This is a genomic window from Streptomyces milbemycinicus, from assembly GCF_002154605.1.
GTDB classification, from domain to species: Bacteria; Actinomycetota; Actinomycetes; order Streptomycetales; family Streptomycetaceae; genus Streptomyces; species Streptomyces milbemycinicus.
Genome location: NZ_MUNE01000102.1, coordinates 1 through 23986, shown reverse-complemented (window position 1 = coordinate 23986; position 23986 = coordinate 1). Strand labels below are relative to the sequence as shown.

Genomic DNA, 23986 nt, shown 5'->3' with positions numbered 1-23986 from the left:
TGCCGCACAGTATCGTGTGACGCGTGTCCGTAGAAGAACTGACCCTTGCCCAGGCTCAGGAGCTTCGCCGCGGGACGGTCGTGCTGGCCTGTCTGGCGCTGCTCCGGAAGCCGAGTTACGGCTATGCGCTCCTGGAGACGCTGAACGACGCGGGGGTTACCGTCGACGGCAACACCTTGTACCCCCTGCTGCGCCGGCTGGAGAAGCAGGGCCTGCTGACCAGCGAGTGGAACACCGACGAGTCCAGGCCGCGAAAGTTCTACCAGGTCAGCCCCGACGGCTCCCGGGTCCGCACCGGTCTGGTGCGCGAGTGGCAGGACCTTGTCTCCTCGATTTCACGACTTACCAAGGAGAGCGGATGAGTACGAGCGTGCTCACTGAGCGATATGTGCACGAGGTGGTCCGGCGGCTCCCGGCCGAGCAGCGGGACGATATCGCCGAGGAGCTGCGCACCACCATCGCCGACACCGTCGAGGGGCGCGGCTCGGCCGACCCGCGGGTGGCGGAGCGCGAGGTGCTGAGCGAGCTGGGCGATCCGGTCAGGTACGCCTCTCGTTATACGGACCGGCCGCTCGCATTGATCGGCCCCGACCTCTATCCGACGTATATCCGACTGCTCGTCACCCTGCTGTGCACCTTACTGCCGGCGGTCACCTTCGGGCTCGTCGTACTCGACGTCCTGGACGACGACAACCTCGGCTCGGCCATAGGCTCCGGCATCGGCACGTTGTTCACGCTCGGCTGCCAGATGATCGCCGTGCTCACCGTGGTGTTCGGCGTGATGGAGCGGGTCCGGCACCACAAGGGCGTGGTCGATGCCGCCACTTGGACACCCGACGACCTGCCCGAGGTCCGGCAGCCCGACAAGGGCGGCGTGGCGGCCTGCGCCGCGGCGGTGTGGTACGGGCTGCTGGTCGGGCTGATCATCTGGCAGCACACCGCCGAGCCCTACCGGGCGGACGGCGCGGGCGGGGACACCAAGCGGATCGAGGTGCTGGACCCGGGGCTGTGGTCGGGTTGGGTGTGGCCGATGCTCGCCGGGCTCGCCGGGCTCGTGGTGGTCCAGCTGGCCCGGGTGGCCGCACGCGGCTGGACCGTCCCCCTGGCTGCTGGGAACGCCGTCGCCCAGGCGATGTTCACGCTTCCGCTGGCCTGGGTGTTCAATGAAAAGTCCGTCTTCAACCCGGACTTCCTCGCGGACGCCGACACCCTGTGGTCATCAACGGACCAGGCTTATGCCGGCACGGCGCTGATCGTGCTCGCCCTGGGCGTGAGCGCGGTGTTCAAGAGCTTCCGCGCGGCGCGTGGCTGATACTCGCCCCGGCCAGGGATTCCCTGATCCGGTTCCGGTCGATCTTGCCGGTGGAGGTCCTGGGCAGCGGGTCCGCCACCGTCTCGATCACCCCGGGGATGGCCGCCCGCACCGTGCGCTCCGCGCAGTACTGCCGCAGGGCCAGCACCCCCACCGAGCCCGGCTCGGCGAGGCGGAGCCGGGCGTGCAGACGGTGTCCGGCCACCGGGTCGGGGATCGCGACGACGGCGGCCTCGACGACCGCCGGATGGTCCAGCAGGATGCCCTCGACCTGCTGGGTGCTCACCTGGAAGCCCCGTACCTTCACCATGAAGTCGGTGCGCCCGAGGATGCTGAGGGAGCCGTCCTCGTGCCGGGTGGCGATATCGCCGCTGTGGTAGTAGACGAGACCGGGGACGCCGTCCGGATGCGGGCCGAACTTCTCCTCGCTCGGCACATTCGTATAACCGGTGGTCTGGAAGGGCGTGTTGACCAGCAGCTCGCCCTGTCCGGGGCCGGTCAGCGCGCGCCCGTTCCCGCCGACGACCAGCCAGCTGACACCCGGCAGTGGGCGGCCGATCGGCAGCGGGGTGCGGACCGGCCGGGCGCGGTCCACCTCGTGGAGAAAGCTGTTGTTCGTCTCGGTGCAGCCGTAGTTGTTGTACCAGCGGGCCTTGGGGAAGACCGTGAAGAGCCCGGCCAGCACCCGTGCGGGCATGCTGTCACCGGCGAAGACGAGGTGTTCGGGCCCGGCCAGCGGCTCTTCGCCGGCCGCCGCCTCCACGAGCAGTTGGAACAGCAGCGGTACGCCCTGGATGAGCGAGACGCGGTGGTCGACAACCAGATCGCGCAGATAGCCCGCCGAGGCGCCCCGGTCGGGGTCGACCAGGACGACCGTGCCGCCGTACGCGAGGGTGGTCCACACATCCAGCAGACACAGATCGAAGTTGAGCGGCGCGTAGTTGAGTACGGCCGTGCCCGGCGTGATCCCGAAGGTCTCGGCCCCCCACGCGGTGAACCGGGTGACCGCCCCGAACGACAGCGGAACGATCTTCGGGAGGCCGGTCGAGCCGGAGGTGGTGAGCATAAAGCCGATGGCGTCGTCAGCGACCGGTGTCGGCGGCGGCCCTCCGGCGCTCCCGGACACCGTGTGCGGGTCCACCACCTGGTCGATCAGCGGACCGGCGGCCAGGCCGAGGACGACGCCGCATCCCGCCTGCTCGTACAGCTCCTTCGCCGGAGTGTCGGGCAGTTCATGGGACGGCAGCAGAATGCGGCGGCCGGCCATCAGGGCGCCCAGCACCAGGGCCACCGCCTCGGGGGATTTACGCATCCGCAGGCCCACCGGGCGGGAGGCGTCCGGGGCAGCGGTCTCGACCTGCGCGCGGGCCCGGCAGGCCATCGCGTACAGCTCGGCGTAGCCGATCGTGCGGTCCTCCCAGACGAGCGCGGGCGCGGCGGGCCGGGTGGCCGCGTGCTGGGCGAACCTTGTGACGAACGTGCCGGTCATACGTGTCCCTCTCCGGCCGCCGCGCGTTCGGCCGTGCTCCGGATGGCGCCGACCGAGCGGAAGTTTCTGCTGGTCAGTTCCGTGTCGGGGACGACGATGCGATAGCGGTCCGCCAGCCATTCGGCGATCCGCAGCACACCGAGGCTGTCGATCACGGCGGTGGCCAGCAGGTCGTACTCCGCATCGAGTTCGGCCGCGTCGACGCCGGGCAGAAACCGCTCGACGACGAAGGCCGCGATGTCGTCCTCGGAGACGGCGGGCGCGGTCGGCGGTGCGGGGTGGGGCTGGGCGGACATGCTGTTTCCCTCCACTGATCCCTGACGTCCTCACACATCGTTGGGCTCACACTTCGATGAGCGTGCAGAACCAGTGCATGCCCGGCGCTGCGACACCCACCAGTGCCACGAGATCCCCCGGCGCCACCTCGCCGTCCTCGATATGGCGCCGCAGACAGATCAGCTGGTCGGCGGCGCCCATATGGCCCAGTTCGCGGGCGAGTTCGGCGTTGGTGCGCTCGATGGGGAGGCCGACGGCGTCGGCGGCCTCGCGGATCGCCTGCTGGTTGTCGTTGAGGTAGATGAGCCGGGCCAGTTGGGTCCGGTCCTTGCCGGCGCGCGAGAGGGCCTGGTCGACCACGTCCGCGATCCGCCCGCTGATCTCCTTCATGAACGCCTGGAAGCGCCCGGGGTCGCGGTCGAAGTGGCGGAAGATCCCGACCATCGGGTCCGCATGCAGATTGTCGCGGCCCGCGGGCGGTACGGGAGCGGCGGAACCGCCGAACTCGATGCGGAAGAAGTCCGCGTACTCGGGGTTGGTGAAGTGGGCGGAGGAGAGCCGCCGCAGGCGTGGGTGTCCGCGCCGCAGCACCGCGGCGACGGCGCCGTCGCTGGCGATGGCCCCGTTGAAGTCCATCCTGTTGGTGTGCGCCTCACTGGCCGCGTTGACCAGGACCACCAGCACGGTCCCGGTGTCGGCCGAGAGCGCCATCGCACCGGCCGCGTGGTCCAGCGCCACCGACCAGGCGGCGCACACCTGGGTGCACAGCACGGTGGGGGTGCCGTACGCGCCCAACGCCCGGGCCACGGCGGCCGAGGAGTCCCAGCCCAGATACTCGGGGACATCGGAGTGGCCGACGACGATCAGGTCGATGTCGACGATGTCGAGGTCCGCGTTCGCCAGCGCCTCGCGGGCCGCCTCGGCGGCGAGGTCGGTGGCGGTGTCACCGTCGGCCACCCGGTGGTAGGTCCGGTACCCCAGGGCGCCGACGACCTCGGGGTCGGGCACATACGCACCGGCCGTCTCGGCCACACCACGCTGTTCGCCGAAGGACGTGCCCGTCGCGACGATGCCCATCTCCACTGAAGTGGCCACGTGTTGTCCCTTCGCTCCCACGGTGGGTGTTCACCGCTGCAGGGTCGAGCCCCCGTCGTGCGGGTGAACGGGTTCGGTTTCGGACGGGCGGCCGGCCGCCGGGGGCGGGGGCGGAAGTTCGACCACCTCGGCCAGCGGGATGTCCAGCACGCTCAGTTGGCGCCGGGCGGTGTGCAGTGCGAGCGCCAGCAGGGCCATGGCCACGGCCAGGATCAGCACGGCCGCCTCCACCCCCAGGGCGTCGGCGAGCACACCGGCCGCCAGCGGACCGATCCACTGCAGCGCCTGGAAGAAGAACTGGCTGGTTGCGGCGACTCTGCCCAGATACGCGTCCGGGACCAGCCGGACCTCGTACGACTCGATGACGACGTTCATCGGCACCATGCTGACCATGCCGGCCATCAGGACCAGACCGATCTGCCACGGCTCGGGCACCAGCGCCACGACGGCGAAGGAGGCCACGAACACCCAGGCGGAGAGCATCAGCACCCGCCGCGCGCCCAGTCTGCGCATCAGCCACGGTCCGGCGACGGCCCCGATGACACCGCCGGCGACCGCGAGCGAGGTCGCGACGCCGACCGCGGTCGGCCCGCCACCGCGGTGCCGTACCAGCACGACGAACAGCAGGGTGAGCCCTTGCGCCACGGTGTTGAGCAGGGCCCCCCACGCGAGGGTGAACACGAGATAGTCGCTGCGTCTGATGAGCCGCAGACCGTCCTTCATGTCCTCGGCCAGGCCGGTCCGCCGCTCGCCGTCGGTGTGCCGGTCCGGGCCGAGGGGGCGGCGGATGAACAGCGAGCTCAGCGTGATGAAGACGAAGGACACGGCATCGAAGAGGAACGGGATCCAGCGGGCCATGGAGTACAGCAGCCCGCCGAGGGGGGCGCCGACGAGCTGTACGACCATGTCGCGGCCCATGCCCTGCGCCGTCGCGGTGGCGATCTGCTCCTTGGGGACGATCCGGCGCAGCACCGGTGTCGAGACGCCGACCTTCAGCCCGGCGGCCAACCCGCTGACCAGCGCCAGCGCGTCGAGCCCCAGGACCGGCGGGTCGCCCCGGTACACCAGCAGGGCGACGGCGGCCATCGACACCGCCTCGACCAGGGGGACCAGGCACAGGATGGCGCGGCGCGACACGCGGTCCGCGAGCGCTCCGCCCACCGCGAGGGTGCCGAGTTTGCCGAGCATATGCAGCACGGTGATGGTGCCGGCCTGGGTCGCGGACCCGGTGGCGTAGAGCATGAGCAGGGGGAAGGCGAGCGTGGAGACGCTGGTGCCCAGGGTGGAAAGGCCGTTTCCGGACCACCAGTACAGGTAGTCGCGGTTGCGCCAGAGCGACGGTCGCTTCCCTTGAGTGCCCTGTGTCTCCTCGGACTCCTCGGGACGTGACTGCGCCATCGCCTGCGCCCCCCTGTTCCTTCGCCATCTCGCCCGTTGGGGCTCCGGGCCCCGCTGTGGATCTCGCGCAGCATGCTGGTCGATGTGTGTCGGCCCGGGCCAGGCAGTGCACCGGCAATTCACGGGGAGAATTGCCGCTCACCGAGGGGAGCGGCCGTGTGACGAAGAAAGAATGTTTCAAGAGCGCGTAATGTCGGGATGTCCACTTCGGGCCGCATTGGCGGAGTTGTCAACTAGTGGACACCTGGCGCTTTCATGTCAAGACTACCACTCCCACTCGGCCGAGTTGTCGAGTAGGGTCCGGTTCTTGCCACACCGTCACACCTCGGTCTTCTTGCTGTTCTACGGGGACATTGTCATTGCGTGCACATGACTTTTCGGGTTCTGGAGCATGCACAAGCGGGGAAGCAAGGGGGACTCACTCCATGGTGATTCCAAATGAATTCATGTCGTTCGACGGGACCGACATTCATCAGTTGCGCGACTTTCTGCTCAGCCAACGCCGAATCTCCGGCTGGACTCAAGAAGAGCTCTCCGAGCGCTCCGGGGTGAGCGTGCGGACGATCCGTAATCTGGAGACGGGCTCCAACACCAACCCGCGCAGAACCTCGGTGGCCCTGCTGCTCAGCGCCTTGGGTGCGGCGCCCGCCGCGCCCTCTGAGACGGCACCGTGGGGCGCGGACGACATGGCGGCGCTGCCCGAACAGCGCCCGGAGGCGTACCGCGGCCGCTCGTCGGAGCCCTCGCCGTGGCACGGCCCCCGGCCGCTCGGCGATCCGTTAGTGGGCAGACAGCTCGATATGCGCCATGTTCTGGCCTCCGCCCAGCGCAGTCGGCTGGTCGTCCTCACCGGTCCTGGCGGGGTGGGCAAAACACGGCTGGCCCTCGCGGCGGCGTCCCGGCTGCGTCCGCTGTTCCGCGGTGGAGTCGCCGTCGTCGAGTTGCGCGACTGCCCGCCCGAACATCTCGACCCCGCACACGCACGTGCCGAGTTGACGCGCGTCACACGGGAGTTCACCGGCGTATCCGGACATTCTCTCGCGGGCGCGCGCGGCGGCCGGCGGCTGCTGGTGCTCGACGGCGCCGAACATGTCGCGCAGCAGACGGCCCGTGCCGCGCGGCAGTTGCTCGACGAGCATCCCGGGCTCCATCTGCTGGTGACCTCGCGCCGCGCCCTGGCCGCCAGCGCGGCCGAGACCTGGGAGGTCGAACCGCTGCGCGTGGACGGCCCCAAGGGCCGTGACATGCCCGTGCCGAGCGCGGTGGAGCTCCTGCTGCGCCGGGTGCAGGCCGCCCTGCCGACCTTGGATCTCGCCCATCACCTCCCGCTGGTCACCACGCTGTGCCAACTCCTGGACGGGGTGCCCCTGGCCATCGAGATCGCCGCACAGCGGCTCCGATCGCTCCCGCTGACCTCGCTCCTCCAGGAAGACACGCTCTTCCATCTGCTCGGCCAGGCCGACACGGGGGGCCTGAGCGCGCATCGCACACTGTCCGACAGCGTGCGATGGAGCTACGATCTGCTCCCCGCGCCACACCGTGAACTGCTGCACGACCTGGTCGCCCTGCCGGACGGCTTCTCACTCGACGACGTGCTGACCGCCCAGCCGAGCCGCCGCCCCGAGATGGTGCGGGTGGCCCATCTGCTGGCCGAGCTCGCCGACGCCTCGCTGGTCCAGACCCACCGGGAGCGGCAGTACACCTATCGCATCCATGCCCTGGTGCGGCATGTCGTGACGCAGCTGGCGCGCCACTCCCAGAACACCGCCGCTTGAGCGGCGGCCGGCCCCCTCTCAGCCTTCCGCCGTTCCGGCGGCTGCCTTGACGGCCCGGAGCGAGAAGTACTCCGGGCCGTCGAGGCGGGCGAACATCAGCTCCTCCAGCCAGGGCAGCAGGCTCTCCTCAAGCCCGGCCGTGGGGTCGAGCCGGGCGAGCAGCCGTTGCAGTACGAGGACCAGCCATCCCGTACCCCCGGCCGAGGCCCGCTCCCCGGCGAAGGAGTACAGCCAGGTGTACAGGCATGAGGCGGCGGCGTGGTGGACGCAGTGCTCCGCGGCCCGGTCCTGTCCCTCGGTCGTCGCCGCGTCCAGCGACTCGGCGGCGATCCGCGTATAGAAGGCAGCCCGGCGGGCCGACAGCGCGTCAAGGACCTTCAGCAGCGCATCGGCCTCGGACACCGCCAGCTCGCGCTCCGCGATCAGGCGCGCCTCGGCCACCGCCGGGCCCCACCCCCGGGTGATCTCGTCCTCGGTGGCGTTGGTCAGCCGCAGCGCCCGGCCCGAGGGATGCCACACCGGGGCCTCCTGGGACCAGTCGAAGAGCTGCCGCAGCACACCGTCCTGGCCGGGGGCGGGGCGGTCGGCCACCTGGGCCACGGTGGGCAGCTGCGAGGCGATGCCATGGAGGTTGACATGGGTGGTGCCCTCGAAGACGCTCGCGATCGCATGGTCGCGCTGGAGCTTCTGGAAGACACCGGAGGCCACGCCCTCGCGCAGATAGCCGCGGGCCCCCAGGACCCGGGCGGACTCCTGCACGACCTCCTCGCCCAGCGTCGGTACGAGGTACTTGACCACGGAGGACCACAGGCTGAGCCGGGACGGGGCGACCGACAGCGCGCGTGCCACCGGCAGCGTGGTGCACTCGGCGATCAGCAGGTCGAGATGCGCGTGCACCAAGTGCCGCCGGATGACGGGGATGCGGTAGATCTCCTGCCCGTACAGCACCCGCGAGCATGCGTGGCGCAGCGCGATCCGCAGCACCGAGTCCATGGTGCCGAGCGACAGCGCGCCGATGGCGGTGCGGGTGATCTGCAGCACCTGAAGGATCTGGGCCAGGCCCGCGCCGGGGCGGCCGAGCAGCGCGCCGGCGGGCACCTCGGTGCCCCGGAAGGTGATCCCGCTCAGATCGTGGCCGCGCAGGCCCACCGTCCGGACGAAGGGGTGGTTGTCCCAGCTCCCGGCAGACAGCTGCCGCTTGTCGACCAGCAGCAGGGACGGGCCGATGCCCTCGACGGCCGCGTAGACGCTGAGGAAACGGCCCCGGGTGGCGTTGCCCACCGGCCACTTCTCCCCGGTGAGGACATATCCGTCACCGTCCGGCGACGCCGTCGTCTCGTTGGTCCCCAGGTCGCTGCCGTGGTCCGGTTCGGACACCGCGAAACAGGCCAGATCCCCGTCGAGGACGCCCCGCGCCACCAGGGCCCGCCGTTCCTCGTCGCCCCACAGCCACACCGGGTTGACGCCGAGCAGCGCCGAGCCGAACATCACCGCGACGGTCAGATTGCGGCGCGCGAGCGCACGGGTCAGCAGGACCAGCTGCTCCAGGTTGCGCAGCCCGCCGCCGAAGTCCTCGGGCACCAGATACCGGCTGAACCCCCAGGAGCGGACCAGGTCCACCGCCCCCGGTGGCAGCGCGCCCAGCTCCTCGTGCTCGACCGTCTCCGCGTGGCTGAACGGACCGCCGCTCGCCGCCGGGTCGCCGAGCACCCGCTCGAAGTCCGCGGCCAGCGCGTAGGAGGGGCGGTCGGACACCTCGCCGGTCATGCCGTGGGGGCGTCGGCGCCGTAGCGGGCGAAGAGGTCGGACAGCTCCTCCTCGTCGGGAAGCTGTGCCCGGCCGCTCGCCACTTCGGTGGAGACGAACTCGATCACGTCCTTGACGCGCTCCAGTTTCATGGTCTCCTCCGGGGTCAGCGCCCTCAGGCCGTACAGATCCTCCAGGTTGTAGCCGAGTTCCGCGAGTACGAGGGAGTGGAAGCCGAGATCGCCGACGAGCCGGTGGTCGAGCTCGACCTGGTCGAGTTTGCGCGGGGCGACCAGCCGGACCATGCCGCACACCACGGCGGAGACGGCTTCGGCGCCGACGGCGGCAGGAGTGTGAGTCATGTTTCCGACGGTAAGCCCAGCCGTGGGCCCCTCCCAGGCAACGGGCCCGGCAAGCACACGGCAACTCGGCGTGAGGGACACCGGCAGCGCCGACATGCCGCTCAGGAAGTTGGAGTACACATACCGCGGCGGGCCCGCGGGCTCGGCCTTGTCGACCAGGTCCCGCGCGCTCTCCAGCAGTGCCGTCAGCTCTGCGCGGGCCAGGAAGGCGCCGAGGCAGAAGTGCGAGCCGTGCGCGAACGACAGGTGTTTGTTGGGGGTGCGGGACAGGTCGAACTCGTCCGGCCGGTCGAAGACCCGCTCGTCGCGGTTGGCGGAGGCCAGCCAGGTGACCACGATGTCCCCCGCCTCGACGAACCGGTCGTCGAGGAGGACGTCCCGGGTCGCGGTCCGGCCGCTGTGCAGGGCCGGGGTGGTCCAGCGCAGCACCTCCTCGACGGCCGAGGCGGTGGCGACCCGGCCGGACTTGAGGGCCTGCCACTGGTCCTCGTGCTCCATCAGCGCCCGCAGACCGCCGACCATCGCGAAACGGGTCGTCTCATGGCCGCCCATGATGATGCTGTAGCAGTTGAAGACGATCTCCTCGTGGGTCAGCGGCCGGCCGTCGATCTCCTTGGTCACCAGGAGGCTGACCACGTCGTCGTACGGTTTGGCGCGGCGCTCTGCGGCCAGCTCCGAGAAGTAGAGCAGCAGGCCGTTCCGGGACGCCCAGGTGGCCTCCTCGGTGGGCGCGCCGTCCGCCGAGGACAGCGCGCCGGAGGTGAGGTCGATGATGTGCTGCCGCTCGGCGGCCGGGACGCCGAGCAGATCACATATGGCGGCGAGCGGGATATGCGCGGCCACATCGGCGGCGAAGTCCACCTCGCCGCGCTCCACCGCCTCCTCGACCAGCGCACGGGTACCGCGCCGGACGCTGTCGACCACCACATCGAGGGAGCGCGGTGAGAACGGCTTCAGCAGTGCGCTGCGCAGCGCCTGATGCGGTCTGCCGTCGGTGACGGCGAGCATCTGCCCGGCCGCCGAATCGCCGCCCGCCAGCAGGGTGTCGAGCACATTGCCGCGTTCGGAGGTGAAGGTCTCGCTGTCGCCCAGCACCGAGACCACATCGGCGTAACCGCTCACCGCCCAGAACCCGGGGCCGCGCGCGGTCTCGGGCTGCCAGTGCACGGGGGCCTCGGCGCGCAGCCGGCGCCACAGCGGCCCCAGGTCGTGGTGGGCGTGCAGCAGGGGATCGGCGAGATCCAGCTGGTCGAGCGGTTGTGGGGGGAGAGCCCGGCGGGTGTCCATGGCGGTTTCCTTAGGCGTGGTGGCGGGACGCTGGGGCGCGGGACGCTGCGGTACGGGGTGCGGGGTGGGCTCAGCCCAGGGGCTTGGTCGGTCCGGGGAAGAACGCGGTGGTCGCCCCGGCGGTCTCGGCCCCGTCCACCACGAACTGCTGGCCCGATACGAACGACGCCTGCGGGGAGGCCAGAAAGTGGAACACGTCCGCGATCTCCTCGGGGAGGGCGTGGCGGCGGGCCGGGATGCGCTCGTTGACCTCGTCGAGCATGGCGTTGGTGTACTCGGCGCGCTGCATGGGCGTCAGCACGGCGCCGGGCGCCACGCAGGCGGTTCTGATGAGGGGGGCCAGCTCGATGGCGAAGGTCTGGCACAGCGAGGCCACCCCCGCCTTGCTGGCGTTGTAGTCCGCGTACAGCGGATAGCCGCGGGAGCCGTTGACCGACGCGGTGGCGAGCAGGACGCCCTCGCCGCGGCGCAGCATATGCGGGACGGCGTGGCGCCACAGCGCGAGGACACCCATCAGATTGACGTCCAGGGTGCGCCGCGCCTCCTCCTCGGTGAGGTCGAGGATGCCGTGCCGGACGCTGATGCCGGCGTTGGCGATGACGACGTCGATCCGGCCTAGTTCGGCGTGCACCTGGTCGACGACGGCGCGGACGCCCGACCAGTCGGCGACGTCAAGCTCGACCCAGCGGACCTGGCCCCCGCCCTCGCGGGGGCCGTCCACTGTGCCGGGGGCGGGCGGTTGGAGGTCGAGGTTGACCACGTAGTCGCCACCGCGGGCGAACCTCTCGGCGGTGGCGTGGCCGATTCCGCTGGACGCGCCGGACACGATGACGGTGCGCATGGGGTGTGGCTGCCTTTCCGTAGGAGACCGGGTGGGCGCGGGGCCGGGTTCAGACGATGACGCGGGGGTGCTCCAGGGCGTATCCGCTGAGGTTGCGCCGTAGATTGCGGCTGACGGTCAGCTTCTTGAGCCAGCGGTCGGTCCCGTCGTACCGCGGGGTGAAGGCGCGGCGGCCGTGTACGGCGCGGTAGTTGTCCACGATCAGCAGCGAGCCGGGGCCCACCACGATCTCCCGCTGAACGCGCCGCAGTTCGTCCATGAGCCGGTCGAGCGCGGCCGCCGCCTCGCTGTCCCCGGGGCCCACCCGCATGAAGGGGCGGTCGATGCGCAGATACGGATTGAGCCGGTCGCCGAAGAGCACGGCGGTGGGCACGGGCCGGTCCGTCATGGCGTACAGCCTGGGCAGCGCGGGGTGGCGGGGCGCGGACGCCTCCAGCTGCCGGATGTGTTCGGTGTCCGGCAGGATGTGGAAGCGCTCCTCGGCGAGCACCGTACGATCGTGATCGCTCAGCCGGACGTCGCGGACGGAGGACACGACGGTCGGCACCCGGTCCCGGTTGCGCAGGCCGAACAGCAGCAGGTAGTCGCAGCGGTTGGGGTGGAAACCGTCCTCGGTGTGGAACTCCAGCAGGCTCTCGCTGCCGTAGCCGCTCTGGCGCCGCTCGTCGCCGCGGATCGGCAGGATGTTCTGGATGATGCGGCCCTCCTGGAGGGTCACCCAGCCGAACGGGTCGCCCAGCGCAAGACCGCACATCGCCAGCCACAGCTCCTGTGCCCTGGCCGCCCGGCCGCCGATGGCCTCGCGCCAGTGGCCGGGGGTGGGGCCGAGCCGGCCGTCGTCCACCGGGAAGCCGTGCACCAGGCACGCGGCGGTGCTCTCGGTGCGGCGGTACGAGAGGAGGAAGCCGCGCAGCCCGGCGGGCAGCAGCTCCTCGGCCGCGTGGTCGCCGTCGTAGAACTCCGGCTGGTCGGGGGCAGGTTGGGTGTCCGCGAACCGTGCCACGACGGCCCGCAGCTCGGCGGCCTCGTGGGCGTCGAGGTGGTATTCGAGAGGGGTGTCGGGGACGTCGGGGACCGGATCGGCCGCTCCCGGGCGGAGGGCGCGGGCAGCGGGGTACGTGCTTGTCATGTCGATGGTCCTCCACCGGGTCGTGACCGCTCGGGTCGTCCGTCGTTCGGTCCTGTGCGGCCCGCGCACCAATGCCGGGCCGCGTGGTGGTGCCCCACGGAGCCGGCCGAGCAGGGTCCCGGCCGTATTGGCCCAGTGGTCGTGCGATGGAAGTGTCCGGCCGCCGCCGGGGGTCAGACCGGCTCCTGCCAGTCCTCGGCGAAGGCGTCGAGTTCGTGCTGGTCCAGGGTGATCAGCGGCTCTTCCAGTTCGGCCTCGTCGGTGGCCGTGCCGGTGTCCGGAGCGAGCTCCTTCACCGCGTCGGCGAGCGCGGCCACCGTCTTGTGGGTGAACACATCGCGCGGCGCCATGTCCAGGCCGTCGGCATGGGCCAGGGTGACGAGCTTGACCGAGCTGATCGAATCGCCGCCGAGGTCGAAGAAGCTGTCGTCGATGCCGACCCGCTCCACCTTGAGGGCCTGCGCGAAGAGCGCGCACAGCCGCTCCTCGATGGCGGTACGGGGCGACCGGGAGGCGGGGGTGCCGGAGAAGTCGGGCGCGGGCAGGGCCGCCCGGTCGAGCTTGCCGCTCGGCGTGACGGGCAGCCGGTCGAGGACGACGACGGCGGCGGGCACCATATGGTCGGGCAGGGCGGCGGCGACCCGGCCGCGCAGGGCCGCCGGATCCGGCAGGGCGTCGGCGGCCGGGGCCACATACGCCACCAGCCGTCGGCCGGCCGGGTCCTCGCGGGCGACCACGACCGCCTGGGCGACCGCGGGGTCGTCGGCCAGCACCGTCTCGATCTCGCCGGGTTCGATCCGGAAGCCGCGCACCTTGACCTGCTGGTCCGCCCGGCCCAGATACTCCAGGGCGCCGTGCGGCGTACGGCGCGCCAGATCGCCGGTGCGGTACATCCGCGCCCCGGCCGCGCCGTACGGGTCGGCCACGAACCGCTCCGCGGTGAGCCGGGCCCGGCCCAAGTAGCCGCGCGCCAGCCCCTCGCCCGCCAGATACAGCTCACCCGGCGCCCCCACCGGCACCGGTCGCAGCGCGCCGTCCAGCAGATAGACGCGCGCCCCCGCGACCGGGTCGCCGAGCGGCGGTCTGGTCCGGCCCGCCAGCGGGCGGCTCATCGTGGCCATGACGGTCGACTCGGTCGGTCCGTAGGCGTTGACCATCCGGCGCCCGGACGACCAGCGTTCGACCAGCTCGGGCGGGCATGCCTCGCCGCCCACGACGAGCGTGACACCGGCCGGCAGTCCGTCCTCGGGCAGCACGGCGAGCGAGGACGGCGGCAGCAGCAGCGTGGTCACGCCGTGGCGGGCCACGGTGGCCGCCAGGGCCGGGCCCGGCAGCAGTTCGTCGGCGGGCGCGACAACCGCGCTCGCCCCGGTCAGCAGGGCGGTCGTCAGCTCCCACACCGACGCGTCGAAGCTCGGCGAGGCGAACAACAGCACCCGCTCGTCCGCGCGCAGTCGCAGACCGGTGCGCTGCTGGGCGACCAGGGCGGCGAGACCGCGGTGGGGCACCAGCACACCCTTGGGGCGGCCGGTCGACCCGGAGGTGTAGATGAGATACGCGGTGTTCTCGGGCCGCAGCGGCGCCACGCGGTCGGCGTCGGTCAGGTCCTCGCCGGACAGCCCGTCGGTCAACTCCTCGTTGATGGCGAGGAGTTGAGATGGCGCATCCGCGCCGTCCAGGCCAAGAGTCCGTCCGGCGCCCGCCTCGGCCATCGGCCCGGCCGCCTCGGCGGTGGTCAGGACGAGGGCGGGCCGAGCATCGGCGATGACCTGGCGCAGCCGCTCCGGCGGGTATCCGAGGTCCAGCGGCAGATAGGCGGCGCCCGCTTTGAGTACGGCGACGACGGCGAGCACGGAGCGGGCCGACTTGGGCACGGCGACCGCGACGGTGTCCTCGGGCCCGATGCCCTGGGCCACCAGCGCCCGGGCCAGCCGGTTGGCCCGCGCGTTGAGGTCGGCGTAGCTGACGGCCAGCGGCCCTTCGTACACCGCGACGGCCTCGGGCCGGGCCCGGACCCGCTCCTCGAAGAGCTCGGGGAACGTCCGCACGACGGGGTGCGACGGGCCGTCGGCGGCGGCGCGGAACCGCTTGTGCTCCCCCGCCGTGAGCAGGTCGATACGGCCCAGCGGCGCCGCCGGGTCGGTCACGAAGCCTTCGAGGACCTTGCCCACCCGGGTCAGCAGGTTCTGGGATGCCTCGGCGGTGAACAGGTCGGCGCGGTAGCTGAGTTCGAGGCTCAGGCGCTCGCCCGGCACCACGACCAGGCTGAGCGGATAGTGGGTGGCGCCGGGCACGGGCCGGTCGTCGACGGAGATCCGCAGGCCGGGGATGTGCTTCTGGACGGCTTCGCCGTCGACGGGGGTGTTCTCGAACCCGACGACGGTGTCGAAGAGTTCCCCGAGGCCAAGGGTCCGCTGCAGTTCGGCGAGGCCCAGGTGCTGGTACGGGCCCAGCTCGGCCTGTCGGCGCTGGAGGTCGGCCAGGACCTGGACGAGTGGCCGTGCCAGGTCGAGCCGCACCCGGACCGCCACGGTGTTCATGAGCAGGCCGACGATGTCCTCGGAGCCCGGCAGCTCCGGCGGGCGTCCGGCGCAGGTCGCGCCGAACACGATGTCGTCGCGGCCCAGCAGCTGGCCGAGCGCCACCGCCCAGGCGCCCTGGACCACGGTGTTGAGGGTCAGCCCCGCGCTCCGTGCCGCGGTGGCGAGCGCGGTGGTCCGCTCGGGGTCGAGGAGTTCGGTCACCAGATGGGGCACGGTGGCGGCGGCGGCCTCGGCGTCGGGGGCGACGAGTGTCGGCTCGTCCAGGCCGGCCAGTTCCTCGCGCCAGGCCCGCGCCGCCCGCTCCGCGTCCTGGGCGGCGAGCCAGCGCAGGAAGTCGGCGAACTGCACGGGCGGCGGGTCCCCGGCGCTGCTGCCGCCACCGGAGTAGAGAGCGAACAGGTCGCGGAAGAACAGCGGCAGCGACCAGCCGTCCAGCAGCCCGTGGTGGTACGACACCAGCAGCAGGTGGTCGTCGGCGGCGAGCCGGACCAGGGTGGCCCGCAGCAGCGGCGGCTGGGCGAGGTCGAAGCGGCGCAGCCGGTCCTCGTCGATCAGCTCGGCGAGGCGGTGGCGGCGCTCGTCCTCGGCGAGCCCCGAGAGGTCGGCCTCCCGCCAGGGCACGCTCATCTCCTCGTGCACCACCTGGACCAGACGGCCGGAGCTCAGCAGGGTGAAGGAGACCCGCAGGGCGCTGTGGCGGGCGACGGCTGCCCCGACGGCCTCGCGCAGTGCGTCGGGCGTCAGCGGGCCGGTCAGCCGTACGGGGGCCTGGGCCGTGTACACGTCGACGCCGTCGGCGGCGAGCACCGCGTGGAAGTGCATGCCCTGCTGGAGGGGCGTCAGCGGCAGCACCTCGGCGATCCGCCGCCCGTCCTGGGCCAGTTCCGCCTGCTCGGCGTCGGAGAGCGTGACCAGTGGCCCCGCGGGCGCACGGTCCTGACCTCGCGGTTCGTCCCGCGCGCCGATGTCCTTGGCCACTTCGGCGAGCCGGGCGATGGTGGGGTGGAGAAAGATGTCCTTGGTGGTGATGGCCAGTTGGGCCCGGTGGGCGCGGGCCGCCAGCTGCATGGCGATGATGGAGTCGCCGCCGAGGTCGAAGAAGCTGTCGTCCACGCCGATCCGGGGGCGGCCGAGCACATCGGCGAACACCTCGTGCAGCGCCCGCTCCCGCTCGGTGGAAGGGGCCCGGTACGCGCCCGTGGCCTGGAAACTCGGCGCGGGCAGCGCCGCCCGGTCCACCTTGCCGTTCGGCGTGAGCGGCACGGCGTCGACCACCATCACGACCGCCGGGACCATATACGCCGGCAGCCGGCGCGCCACCGCGTCGCGCAGTTCGGCAGGGTCGGGCCGGGCGCCGGGCGAGGGGCATACGTAGCCCGCGACGCGCCGTACACCGGACGGGTCGGTGGACACCGCCGCCACCGCCCGCGCCACCGAGGGCGCCGCCGCCAGCGCGGCTTCGATCTCGCCCAGTTCGACGCGGTGGCCGCGTATCTTGACCTGGGAGTCCGCTCGCCCGCAGTACTCCACGACCCCGTCCGGACCGCGGCGCCCCAGGTCACCGGTGCGATACATCCGGGCGCCCGCCGGGCCGAACACATCGGCCACGAAACGCTCCGCCGTCGGGCCCGGGCGTCCCAGGTAGCCGCGGGAGACCCCGGCACCGGCGATGTACAGCTCGCCGACCACCCCGTCCGGCACCGGCCGCAGGAACGGGTCGAGCACATACACCCGGGCGTTGTCGGCGGGGTGGCCGATGGCGGGCCGGCCCTCGCCGTGCCAGAGCATCGCGTCGACGGTGCACTCGGCGGGGCCGTAGAGGTTGTAGACCGACAGGCCCGGCACCGCGTGCAGTTCGGCCCACAGGCCGTCCGCGACCTCCTCGCCACCGAGCGCCAGAACACTCACCCGGTGCCGCTCCCCCGGCGCCTGAAACATGCCCGCGGCCAGCATCTGGCGGGCGACGGACGGCGTGGTGTCGAGAACGTCGACCTCCGCCGCCACGGCACGGTCGACCAGCGCCAGGGCGTCCTTGCGCACGGTGTCGTCGACGATGTGCAGTTCATGTCCCGCGACCATCCACAGCAGCTGGCTGAAGGAGGCGTCGAAGCCGAGCGAGTTGGTGAGCGCCGCCCGCAGCGGCCGGCCGCCCGCCCGTGTCCGCTCCGGGTCGAAGAAGTTCACCCGGTGGCTGTGGAACATATTGGCCAGGTTGCGGTGTTCGACGGCGACCCCCTTGGGCCGTCCGGTGGAGCCGGAGGTGTAGATCACATACGCCAGGTGGCCGGGCAGCGGCGCACCGAAGCTCCCAGCGGTGTCCAGGTCCGTGGCTTCGGGCGGCGGTGCCTCGTCGACCAGGAGGGCCGCCACCCCTTCGGGTACGGCGTGGGCGGTCTCAGCGGTGGCCAGGACGAGGGCAGGTCCTGCCTCGGCGCAGATCGCCGCGATCCGCTCCGGGGGGTGTTCGGTGTCGAGCGGCAGATATCCGGCCCCCGACTTCCAGACCGCCCAGATCGCCGTCACGGCGGCCGCGGTACGGGGCAGGGCGACGCCCACCAGGCGGTCCGGGCCGGCGCCGTGCGCCACGAGCAGCCGGGCGAGCCGGGTGGCGTCGGCGTCCAGCCTCTCGAAGGTCAGGCTGGTCGTGGCATCGGTGACGGCGACCGCGTGCGGGGTCGTACGGGCCTGCGCCTCGAACAGCTCGGGCAGGGTCTGGTCCGGGTACGCCACGCTCCGGCCGCTCGACGCGCCCAGGATCCGCCGCCGCTCGCCGTCGGAGCACCGCGGCAGCCGCCCGGCCGGAGCCTCGGGCCGGTCGGCGATGTCCCGGATCAGCGCGCACAGGCGCCGCGCCACCTCGGCCGCCGCCTCACCGCTGAAGACGTCCTCGCGGTAGTTGAGTTCGAAGCGGAGCCGGGCGCCGGGGTGGACGGCCAGGCTCAACGGATAGTGGGTGCCCTCGAAGGCGTCCTCGACGGCGTCCCGCAGCAGGGTGACAGTGAGCCCCGCCACCGAGGACCCCTGGACGGCTTCGTCGACGGGGACGTTCTCGAATGCGACGGTGGTGTCGAAGAGTTCGGTGGCGCCGACGGCGCGCTGGATATCGGCGAGACCCAGGTACTCATGCCTGGTCAGGGCCGTCTGCTCGCGCTGGATACGGGCCAGCAGGTCCGCCACGGGCTCGGCCGGGTCGACCCGTACCCGGGCGGGCACCGTGTTCATCATCAGGCCCACCATGCGCTCGCTGCCCGGGAGCTGGGGCGGGCGCCCGGCGACGGTGTTTCCGTAGACGACGTCCCGCCGCCCGGTGAGCGCCGTCAGCAACAGCGCCCACGCGCCCTGCACCATGGTGTTGGTGGTGAGGTCGCGCGAGCGGGCCGCGTCGGTCAGCCGTGCCGTATCGGCCTCGGACAGCTCCGCGACGACGCGCTGCTGACCGCGGTCGGAGGTGCCGGTGCCCGCTCCGCCGCCCACCAGCGTCGCGCCGTCGAGCCCGGACAGCGCTGCCTGCCAGGCGCGTTCGGCCTCCGCGTGGTCCTGTTCGGAGAGCCAGCCGAGGTATTCCCCGAACGACGGGGCCGCCTCCAGCCGTTCGGCGCTGCCGCCGTCCCGGTAGATACGGAACAGGTCGGCGAGGACCAGGGGCAGCGACCAGCCGTCCAGCAGGATGTGGTGGTTGGTGAGCACGAGGACATGGCGGTCGGATGCCAGCCGCACCAGGGTGAAGCGCAGCAGCGGCGGCTTCGTCATCTCGAAGCGCCGGGCGCGGTCCTCGGCCAGCAGCCGGGCGAGCCGCGCCCGGCGCTCCTCGGCGCCGTGGCCGGAGAGGTCGACCTCCTCCCACGGTGGCTCGACCGCGCGGGCGATGGCCTGGACGGGCTCGCCCGAGCGGCGCCGCAGAAACCCGGCGCGCAGGCTCGCATGGCGGGCCGGCAGGGCGAGGCAGGAGCGGCGCAGCGCCTCGGTGTCGAGCGGCCCGACCAGTTCCAGGGGGGTCTGCACGGTATAGAAGTCAACCGGCCCGGCGGGCCCTCGTTCGGTGTCCCCCTCGCCGAAGAGGGCGTGGAAGAGGATGCCCTGCTGCAACGGGGAGAGCGGCAGCACCGTTTCCAGGGATGTCTGTTTCACCGTGATGTCTCCCACTGGGCTTCGAGCTCGTCGAGTTCTTCCGCGTCGAGGTGCAGCAGGCTCCCGGCGTCCCGCGGTGTCCCGGGTTCGGGGCCGGTGTCCTGGGCCACTTCGGCGAGCCGGGCGATGGTCTTGTGGCGAAAGACGTCGTTGCTGGTGACGGCGAGTCCCGCCGCATGGGCGCGGGCCGCCAGCTGCATGGCGACGACCGAGTCGCCGCCGAGGTCGAAGAAGCTGTCGTCCACGCCGATCCGCTCCCCGCCGAGCACGTCGGTGAACACCTCGTGCAGCACCCGCTCCCGCTCGCTCGTCGGGGCGCGGTACGCGCTGGTGGCCTGGAACCGCGGGGCGGGCAGCGCCGCCCGGTCCAGCTTGCCGTTCGGCGTCAGCGGCAGGGCGTCGACCACCACCACGACCGCCGGGACCATATACGCCGGCAGCCGCCGCGCCACGAACTCGCGCAACTCGCCGGGGTCGGTGTCCGCGGCGGCGACGGCGTACCCGACCAGGTGTCGGATCCCCGGCCGGTCCTCGCGGACGCCCGCGACCGCCCCGCCGACGCCGGGCGCCTGTGCGAGTACGGCTTCGACCTCGCCCGGTTCGATGCGGTGGCCGCGCAGTTTGACCTGGCTGTCGGCGCGGCCAAGATAGGCCAACTCGCCGTCCGCCGTCCACCGGGCCAGATCGCCGGTCCGGTACATCCGTGCGCCGGGCGGGCCGAACGGGTCGGCGACGAACCGCTCGGCGGTGACCTTGGGGCGGCCGAGGTAGCCGCGGGCGAGCCCGTCGCCACTCAGATACACCTCGCCCGCGACCCCGGGCGGCACCGGCCGCAGCGCGGAGTCGAGCAGCCGGATCCGGCCGCCGGGGACCGAGTGCCCCATGGGCGGGACGGTACGGCCGGACAACGCCCCGGTCTGGGTGGCGATGACGGTCGCCTCGGTGGGGCCGTAGGCGTTGACCATGTGCCGTCCCGGGGACCAGCGGGCGACCAGCTCCGGCGGGCAGGCCTCGGCGCCGACGACCAGATTGATGCCCCGGGGCAGGCTGTCCGGTGGCATGGCGGAGAGTGCCGAGGGGGCGAGCAGCAGACAGTCGACCCCCAGCTCGGCCACGAGCTCGGCCAGCGGCGTCCCGGGCACCAGCCGTTCGGGCGGGGCGACCACCGCGGCGGCGCCGGTGAGCAGCGCCACGCACAGCTCCCACACGGAGGCGTCGAAGCTCGGCGACGCGAACTGCAGCACCCGGGTGTCCGGGGTCAGCTGGAGTTGATTGTGTTGGTGGCGCAGCAGGGCGGCCAGGCCCGTATGGGTGACGAGGACACCTTTGGGGCGGCCGGTCGAGCCGGAGGTGTAGATGACATACGCCGGGTGGCCCGGCCGCAACGGAGCTCGGCGGTCGCGGTCGTCGAGGTCGGCGTCGGTGTCGGTTTCCGGTAGTCCTGCCAACTGGCCGCTGGGGGCCTCGTCCAGATACAGCCGTGGCACGTCGGGGGCTGTTGTGGTGTCGTCGGCCGCCCGGGTGGTCAGCAGGAGCAGCGGTTCGGTGTCATCGAGCATGGCGGTGATACGCGCCCGCGGATAGCCGAGGTCGACCGGGAGGTACGCGGCGCCCGCCTTCATCACCGCGATCACGGCCGTCAGCGCGGCGACGCCGCGTGGCAGGGCGACGGCCACCAGGCGCTCGGGGCCGGCACCGAGTGCGACCAGGGCCCTGGCGACGCGGTTGGCGCGGGCGTTCAGCTCGGCGTAGTCGAGGGCGCCTTCGGGGGTGAGTACCGCGGGGGCGTGTGGTGTCCGGCGGACCTGCTCCTCGAACAGCTCCGGGAAGGTCCGTGGCGCGATATCCCGCGCCGGCCCCGGCGGCCGGCCGACGGCCAGCGCCTGGGCGCGCTCGGCGGCCGTCAGGACGTCCACGCGGGCGAGCGGGAGGTCCGGCGGGGCGGCGAGGAACCGGGCGAGGAACTCGGTGAAACGGGCCTGGTGCGCGGCCAGTTCGGCGGCGGTGTACCGGTCGGGGTTGGCCTCGAACTCGACGCGCGCGCCCTGCCCGTCGGGCCCGGGGTGGCAGGTGATGTTGAGGTCGGTGACCGGGCCGCCGGACAGCGCGGTGAGGCGGGCCTCGAGCCCGGTGAACGCGGTCTCGGAGCCCGCCGGCACGATGTTCACCAGTACGCCGAAAAGCTGCTCATCCGTGCCCAACAGCCGCAGGTCGCGGCGGAGTTCGTCGTACGGGTAGCGCTGGTGGGTGAGGAGTTCGCCGAGCCGCCGTGCGACCTGCCGGACCAGCGCGGTCCGGCCCGCGGCCGGGCTGACGGTGAGTCGCAGCGGTAGGGTGTTCGACAGCATGCCGGGCACGTTGCGCGTCCGGGTGCCGACGCGCGCGGTGACCGGGACACCGACGGTGAGGTCCTGGGCCCCGGTCATGCCCTGCAGATAGGCGGCGACCGCCGCCAGCATCGCCACCGTCCACGGGGCGCGGGCGTCCCGCCCCGCGGCCCCCAGCGCCCGCAGTTCGGCCGCCGACAGCGCCGTCGTCACCGACAGCGCGCGCCCCGCGGCGCCGGTCGGCACCCCCGGCGCGAGCGACACGGCCTCGGGCCGCTCGGCGAAGACCCCGTTCCAGTACTCCTGGTCCGTGGCGTAGTCGTCCGACGCGCGGTAGTCCGCCTCCTCCGCCGGCAGCTCCTCCAGGCGGCCCAGCGGCTCGCCCGTCGGCTCCGCCCCGGCGGCCAGGGCCTCGTAGTGGGCCGCGATCCGGCGCGAGTGCAGTACGGAGCCGAAGGCGTCGGACAGGATGTGGTGGCTGCGCTGATACCAGACGTGGTGATCGGGGCCGATCCGCATGAGGACGTGGCCGGACAACGCGTCCTGGAACAGGTCGCGCGGGGTGGCACGGTCGCGGTCGATCAGCGCGTGGGCCGTGGCGAGCGGATCCGGCTCGCCACTGAGGTCGATCTCCCGCCACGTCGAGCAGCCGGGCCCGACCGGCCGCTGGTACAGCCCGTCCGGCCGCTCCACCAGCTCTACGTCCCAGCTGCCGCTCTCCCCTTCCGCGCGGCGGATCGCCCGCCGCAGCAGCTCCCCGTCCACCGGTCCCCGGAGCTCCATGGCGGCCACCGTGTTGTAGGCCGGGTTGTCGGGCTGGAGGCGCTGGGCGTGGAACACGCCCCGCTGGGCGGCCGTGAGCGGAAGCAGCTCGGTGTCGCGTGAAGTCATCGGGTCGTAACCGCTCTCTCCTGCGCTCGACGGGCCGCTCCGCCGGACTGCCGGGCGCACCAAGGGCTCGCAATCTCGGTCGATGCTGCATCGGTGGCGTGGCCGCTTTCCAGGCAATCGACCGGCAATCGCGGTTGCTGGTCGAAATGCCGCCCGGCCCCGGGCGAGTTACCGGCCGGTTGCCTGGTGGCCGCGTGACCTCGTGGCGATGCTGTGCGACAGCCGGGCATGCGGTCGCGCCCCTGGACGTACGGGCGTGGCCCGTGCACTCCTGAAAGGACGGGGACGTGACGGGGACGTTGGGAATCCCGGACCGAGGCCTGCTCGACTGGCTGGACGAGGCGTCCACCGAGCGTGGCCTGTACTACGCGAACCACGACGACGGCTGGGACTTCTGGTCCTACCGCGACCTGGGCCGACTGGTGCTCACCACCGCCGCCGCGCTGCGGGCGGGCGGGGTCGGGCGGGGCGAGGTGGTGGCGCTGGTGCAGCGCTCGAGCCCGGGCTTCGTCGCCGGGTTCTTCGGTGCTCTGGCCGCCGGTGCGACACCGTGCGCCATCGCCCCGCCGTTCGCCTACCAGCGGGCCGACGAGTACGAGGTGCACGCCGCCCATCTGCTGCGGACCGTGCGCCCCGCGGCCGTCGTGTGCGACGACGAGTCGCTGGAGCGCCTGCGTAAGATCGCCGCCGACCAGGGCATCGACGAACCGGTGGCCTTCGATCAACTCATCGCGGACACCGAGCCGCTGGAGCGGCCACTGCCACCACCCGAGACCGCGCTGCTCCAGTTCACCTCCGGGTCGAGCGGCTTCTCGCGCGGGGTGCGGATCTCCGCCGAGGCGCTGCGTACCAACATCGGCGGGATGGGCACCTGGCTGGGCTGCGCCCCGCACCGCCCCGCGGCCAGCTGGCTGCCGGTCCACCACGACATGGGCCTGGTCGGCTTTCTGCTGAACGTCGTCGTCACCGGTTTCGACGGGTGGATGCTCCAGCCGGACGACTTCATCCGCTCGCCACTGCGCTATCTGCGCTGCCTCAGCGAGCGGCGCATCGTCATGACGGCCATGCCCAACTTCGGCCTGTCGTACATCCTGCGCCGCGTCAGGCCGGCCGATCTGGAGGGCCTGAGCTTCGATGCGCTCCAGGCCGTGATCATCGGCGCGGAGCGGGTCGACCCGCGGGTGCTGCGCGACTTCCACGCGCTGCTGGGCCCGTACGGCCTCGACCGCGGCGCGCTGGTCCCCGCGTACGGAAGCGCTGAGGCCACCCTCGCGGTGACCGGTCTGCCCCCTGGCGAGGGCTGGACGACGGGGCAGCCTGACGAGGGCAGTGGCGACGCCACGTCCCTGGCCGGGACGGCGGTGGTCGGCTGCGGCCGGCCGCTGCC

At 72.3% G+C, this 23986-nt stretch carries 14 protein-coding genes; 4 read left to right on the top strand and 10 right to left on the bottom strand.

Annotation, left to right across the window (positions count from 1 at the left end; genetic code table 11):
• Positions 1–23: 23 nt before the first annotated feature.
• Together CCN51_RS09260 and CCN51_RS09255 are read left to right on the top strand one after the other, a co-directional pair.
• Complete coding sequence (locus CCN51_RS09260; RefSeq protein ID WP_043488197.1) at positions 24–362, top strand: PadR family transcriptional regulator; 339 nt, start codon at positions 24–26, stop codon at positions 360–362.
• Positions 359–1312, top strand: coding sequence for an HAAS signaling domain-containing protein (locus CCN51_RS09255; protein WP_014181830.1), 954 nt, complete (start codon positions 359–361; stop codon positions 1310–1312). Before CCN51_RS09260 ends, CCN51_RS09255 begins: the two co-directional genes overlap by 4 nt.
• On the opposite strand, the gene CCN51_RS09250 is transcribed toward CCN51_RS09255, so the two are convergent.
• Genes CCN51_RS09250 through CCN51_RS09235 form a run of 4 tightly spaced genes read right to left on the bottom strand, consistent with a single transcriptional unit; the run spans position 1284 to position 5570 of the window.
• Positions 1284–2801, bottom strand: a complete 1518-nt coding sequence (locus tag CCN51_RS09250; RefSeq protein ID WP_014181829.1) for an AMP-binding protein — start codon at positions 2799–2801, stop codon at positions 1284–1286. The two genes, CCN51_RS09255 and CCN51_RS09250, sit on opposite strands and share 29 nt — an antisense overlap.
• Positions 2798–3097: an acyl carrier protein gene (locus tag CCN51_RS09245; protein WP_055414069.1), complete on the bottom strand. Its 300-nt coding sequence runs from the start codon at positions 3095–3097 to the stop codon at positions 2798–2800. Before CCN51_RS09245 ends, CCN51_RS09250 begins: the two co-directional genes overlap by 4 nt.
• Positions 3098–3143: 46 nt before the next feature.
• Positions 3144–4172 carry a 3-oxoacyl-[acyl-carrier-protein] synthase III C-terminal domain-containing protein gene (locus CCN51_RS09240; protein ID WP_055414068.1) on the bottom strand — a complete coding sequence of 343 codons (1029 nt, stop codon included), beginning with the start codon at positions 4170–4172 and terminating at the stop codon, positions 3144–3146.
• Positions 4173–4202: 30 nt separating this feature from the next.
• Positions 4203–5570, bottom strand: a complete 1368-nt coding sequence (locus CCN51_RS09235; protein ID WP_014181826.1) for an MFS transporter — start codon at positions 5568–5570, stop codon at positions 4203–4205.
• A 425-nt stretch (positions 5571–5995) separates the two neighbouring features.
• On the opposite strand from CCN51_RS09235, the gene CCN51_RS09230 reads away from it, so the two are divergent.
• Complete coding sequence (locus tag CCN51_RS09230; RefSeq protein WP_043488190.1) at positions 5996–7345, top strand: helix-turn-helix domain-containing protein; 1350 nt, start codon at positions 5996–5998, stop codon at positions 7343–7345.
• An 18-nt stretch (positions 7346–7363) separates the two neighbouring features.
• Here CCN51_RS09230 and CCN51_RS09225 read toward each other — a convergent pair whose 3' ends face one another.
• The 6 genes from CCN51_RS09225 to CCN51_RS09200 all read right to left on the bottom strand — a co-directional run bounded on the left by CCN51_RS09225 (position 7364) and on the right by CCN51_RS09200 (position 22599).
• On the bottom strand, positions 7364–9112 hold the full coding sequence (locus tag CCN51_RS09225) for an acyl-CoA dehydrogenase family protein (protein ID WP_014181824.1): 1749 nt from the start codon (positions 9110–9112) through the stop codon (positions 7364–7366).
• Positions 9109–10740, bottom strand: coding sequence for a cytochrome P450 (locus CCN51_RS09220; protein ID WP_014181823.1), 1632 nt, complete (start codon positions 10738–10740; stop codon positions 9109–9111). The genes CCN51_RS09225 and CCN51_RS09220 overlap by 4 nt, the downstream gene beginning before the upstream one ends.
• 70 nt (positions 10741–10810) lie before the next feature.
• Positions 10811–11581: an SDR family NAD(P)-dependent oxidoreductase gene (locus CCN51_RS09215; RefSeq protein WP_014181822.1), complete on the bottom strand. Its 771-nt coding sequence runs from the start codon at positions 11579–11581 to the stop codon at positions 10811–10813.
• Positions 11582–11630: 49 nt separating this feature from the next.
• A complete protein-coding gene (gene gntD, locus CCN51_RS09210) occupies positions 11631–12710 on the bottom strand; it encodes a guanitoxin biosynthesis L-enduracididine beta-hydroxylase GntD (RefSeq protein WP_014181821.1) in 1080 nt (359 codons plus the stop codon).
• A gap of 173 nt (positions 12711–12883) precedes the next feature.
• Positions 12884–19381, bottom strand: a complete 6498-nt coding sequence (locus tag CCN51_RS09205; protein WP_014181820.1) for a non-ribosomal peptide synthetase — start codon at positions 19379–19381, stop codon at positions 12884–12886.
• The gene (locus CCN51_RS09200) at positions 19378–22599 is read right to left on the bottom strand and encodes a non-ribosomal peptide synthetase (RefSeq protein ID WP_014181819.1); all 3222 of its coding nucleotides are present in this window, start codon (positions 22597–22599) and stop codon (positions 19378–19380) included. Before CCN51_RS09200 ends, CCN51_RS09205 begins: the two co-directional genes overlap by 4 nt.
• Before the next feature lie 287 nt (positions 22600–22886).
• On the opposite strand from CCN51_RS09200, the gene CCN51_RS09195 reads away from it, so the two are divergent.
• Positions 22887–23986: AMP-binding protein (locus CCN51_RS09195; protein ID WP_245881594.1), on the top strand; the 1100-nt coding region annotated here is incomplete at its 3' end.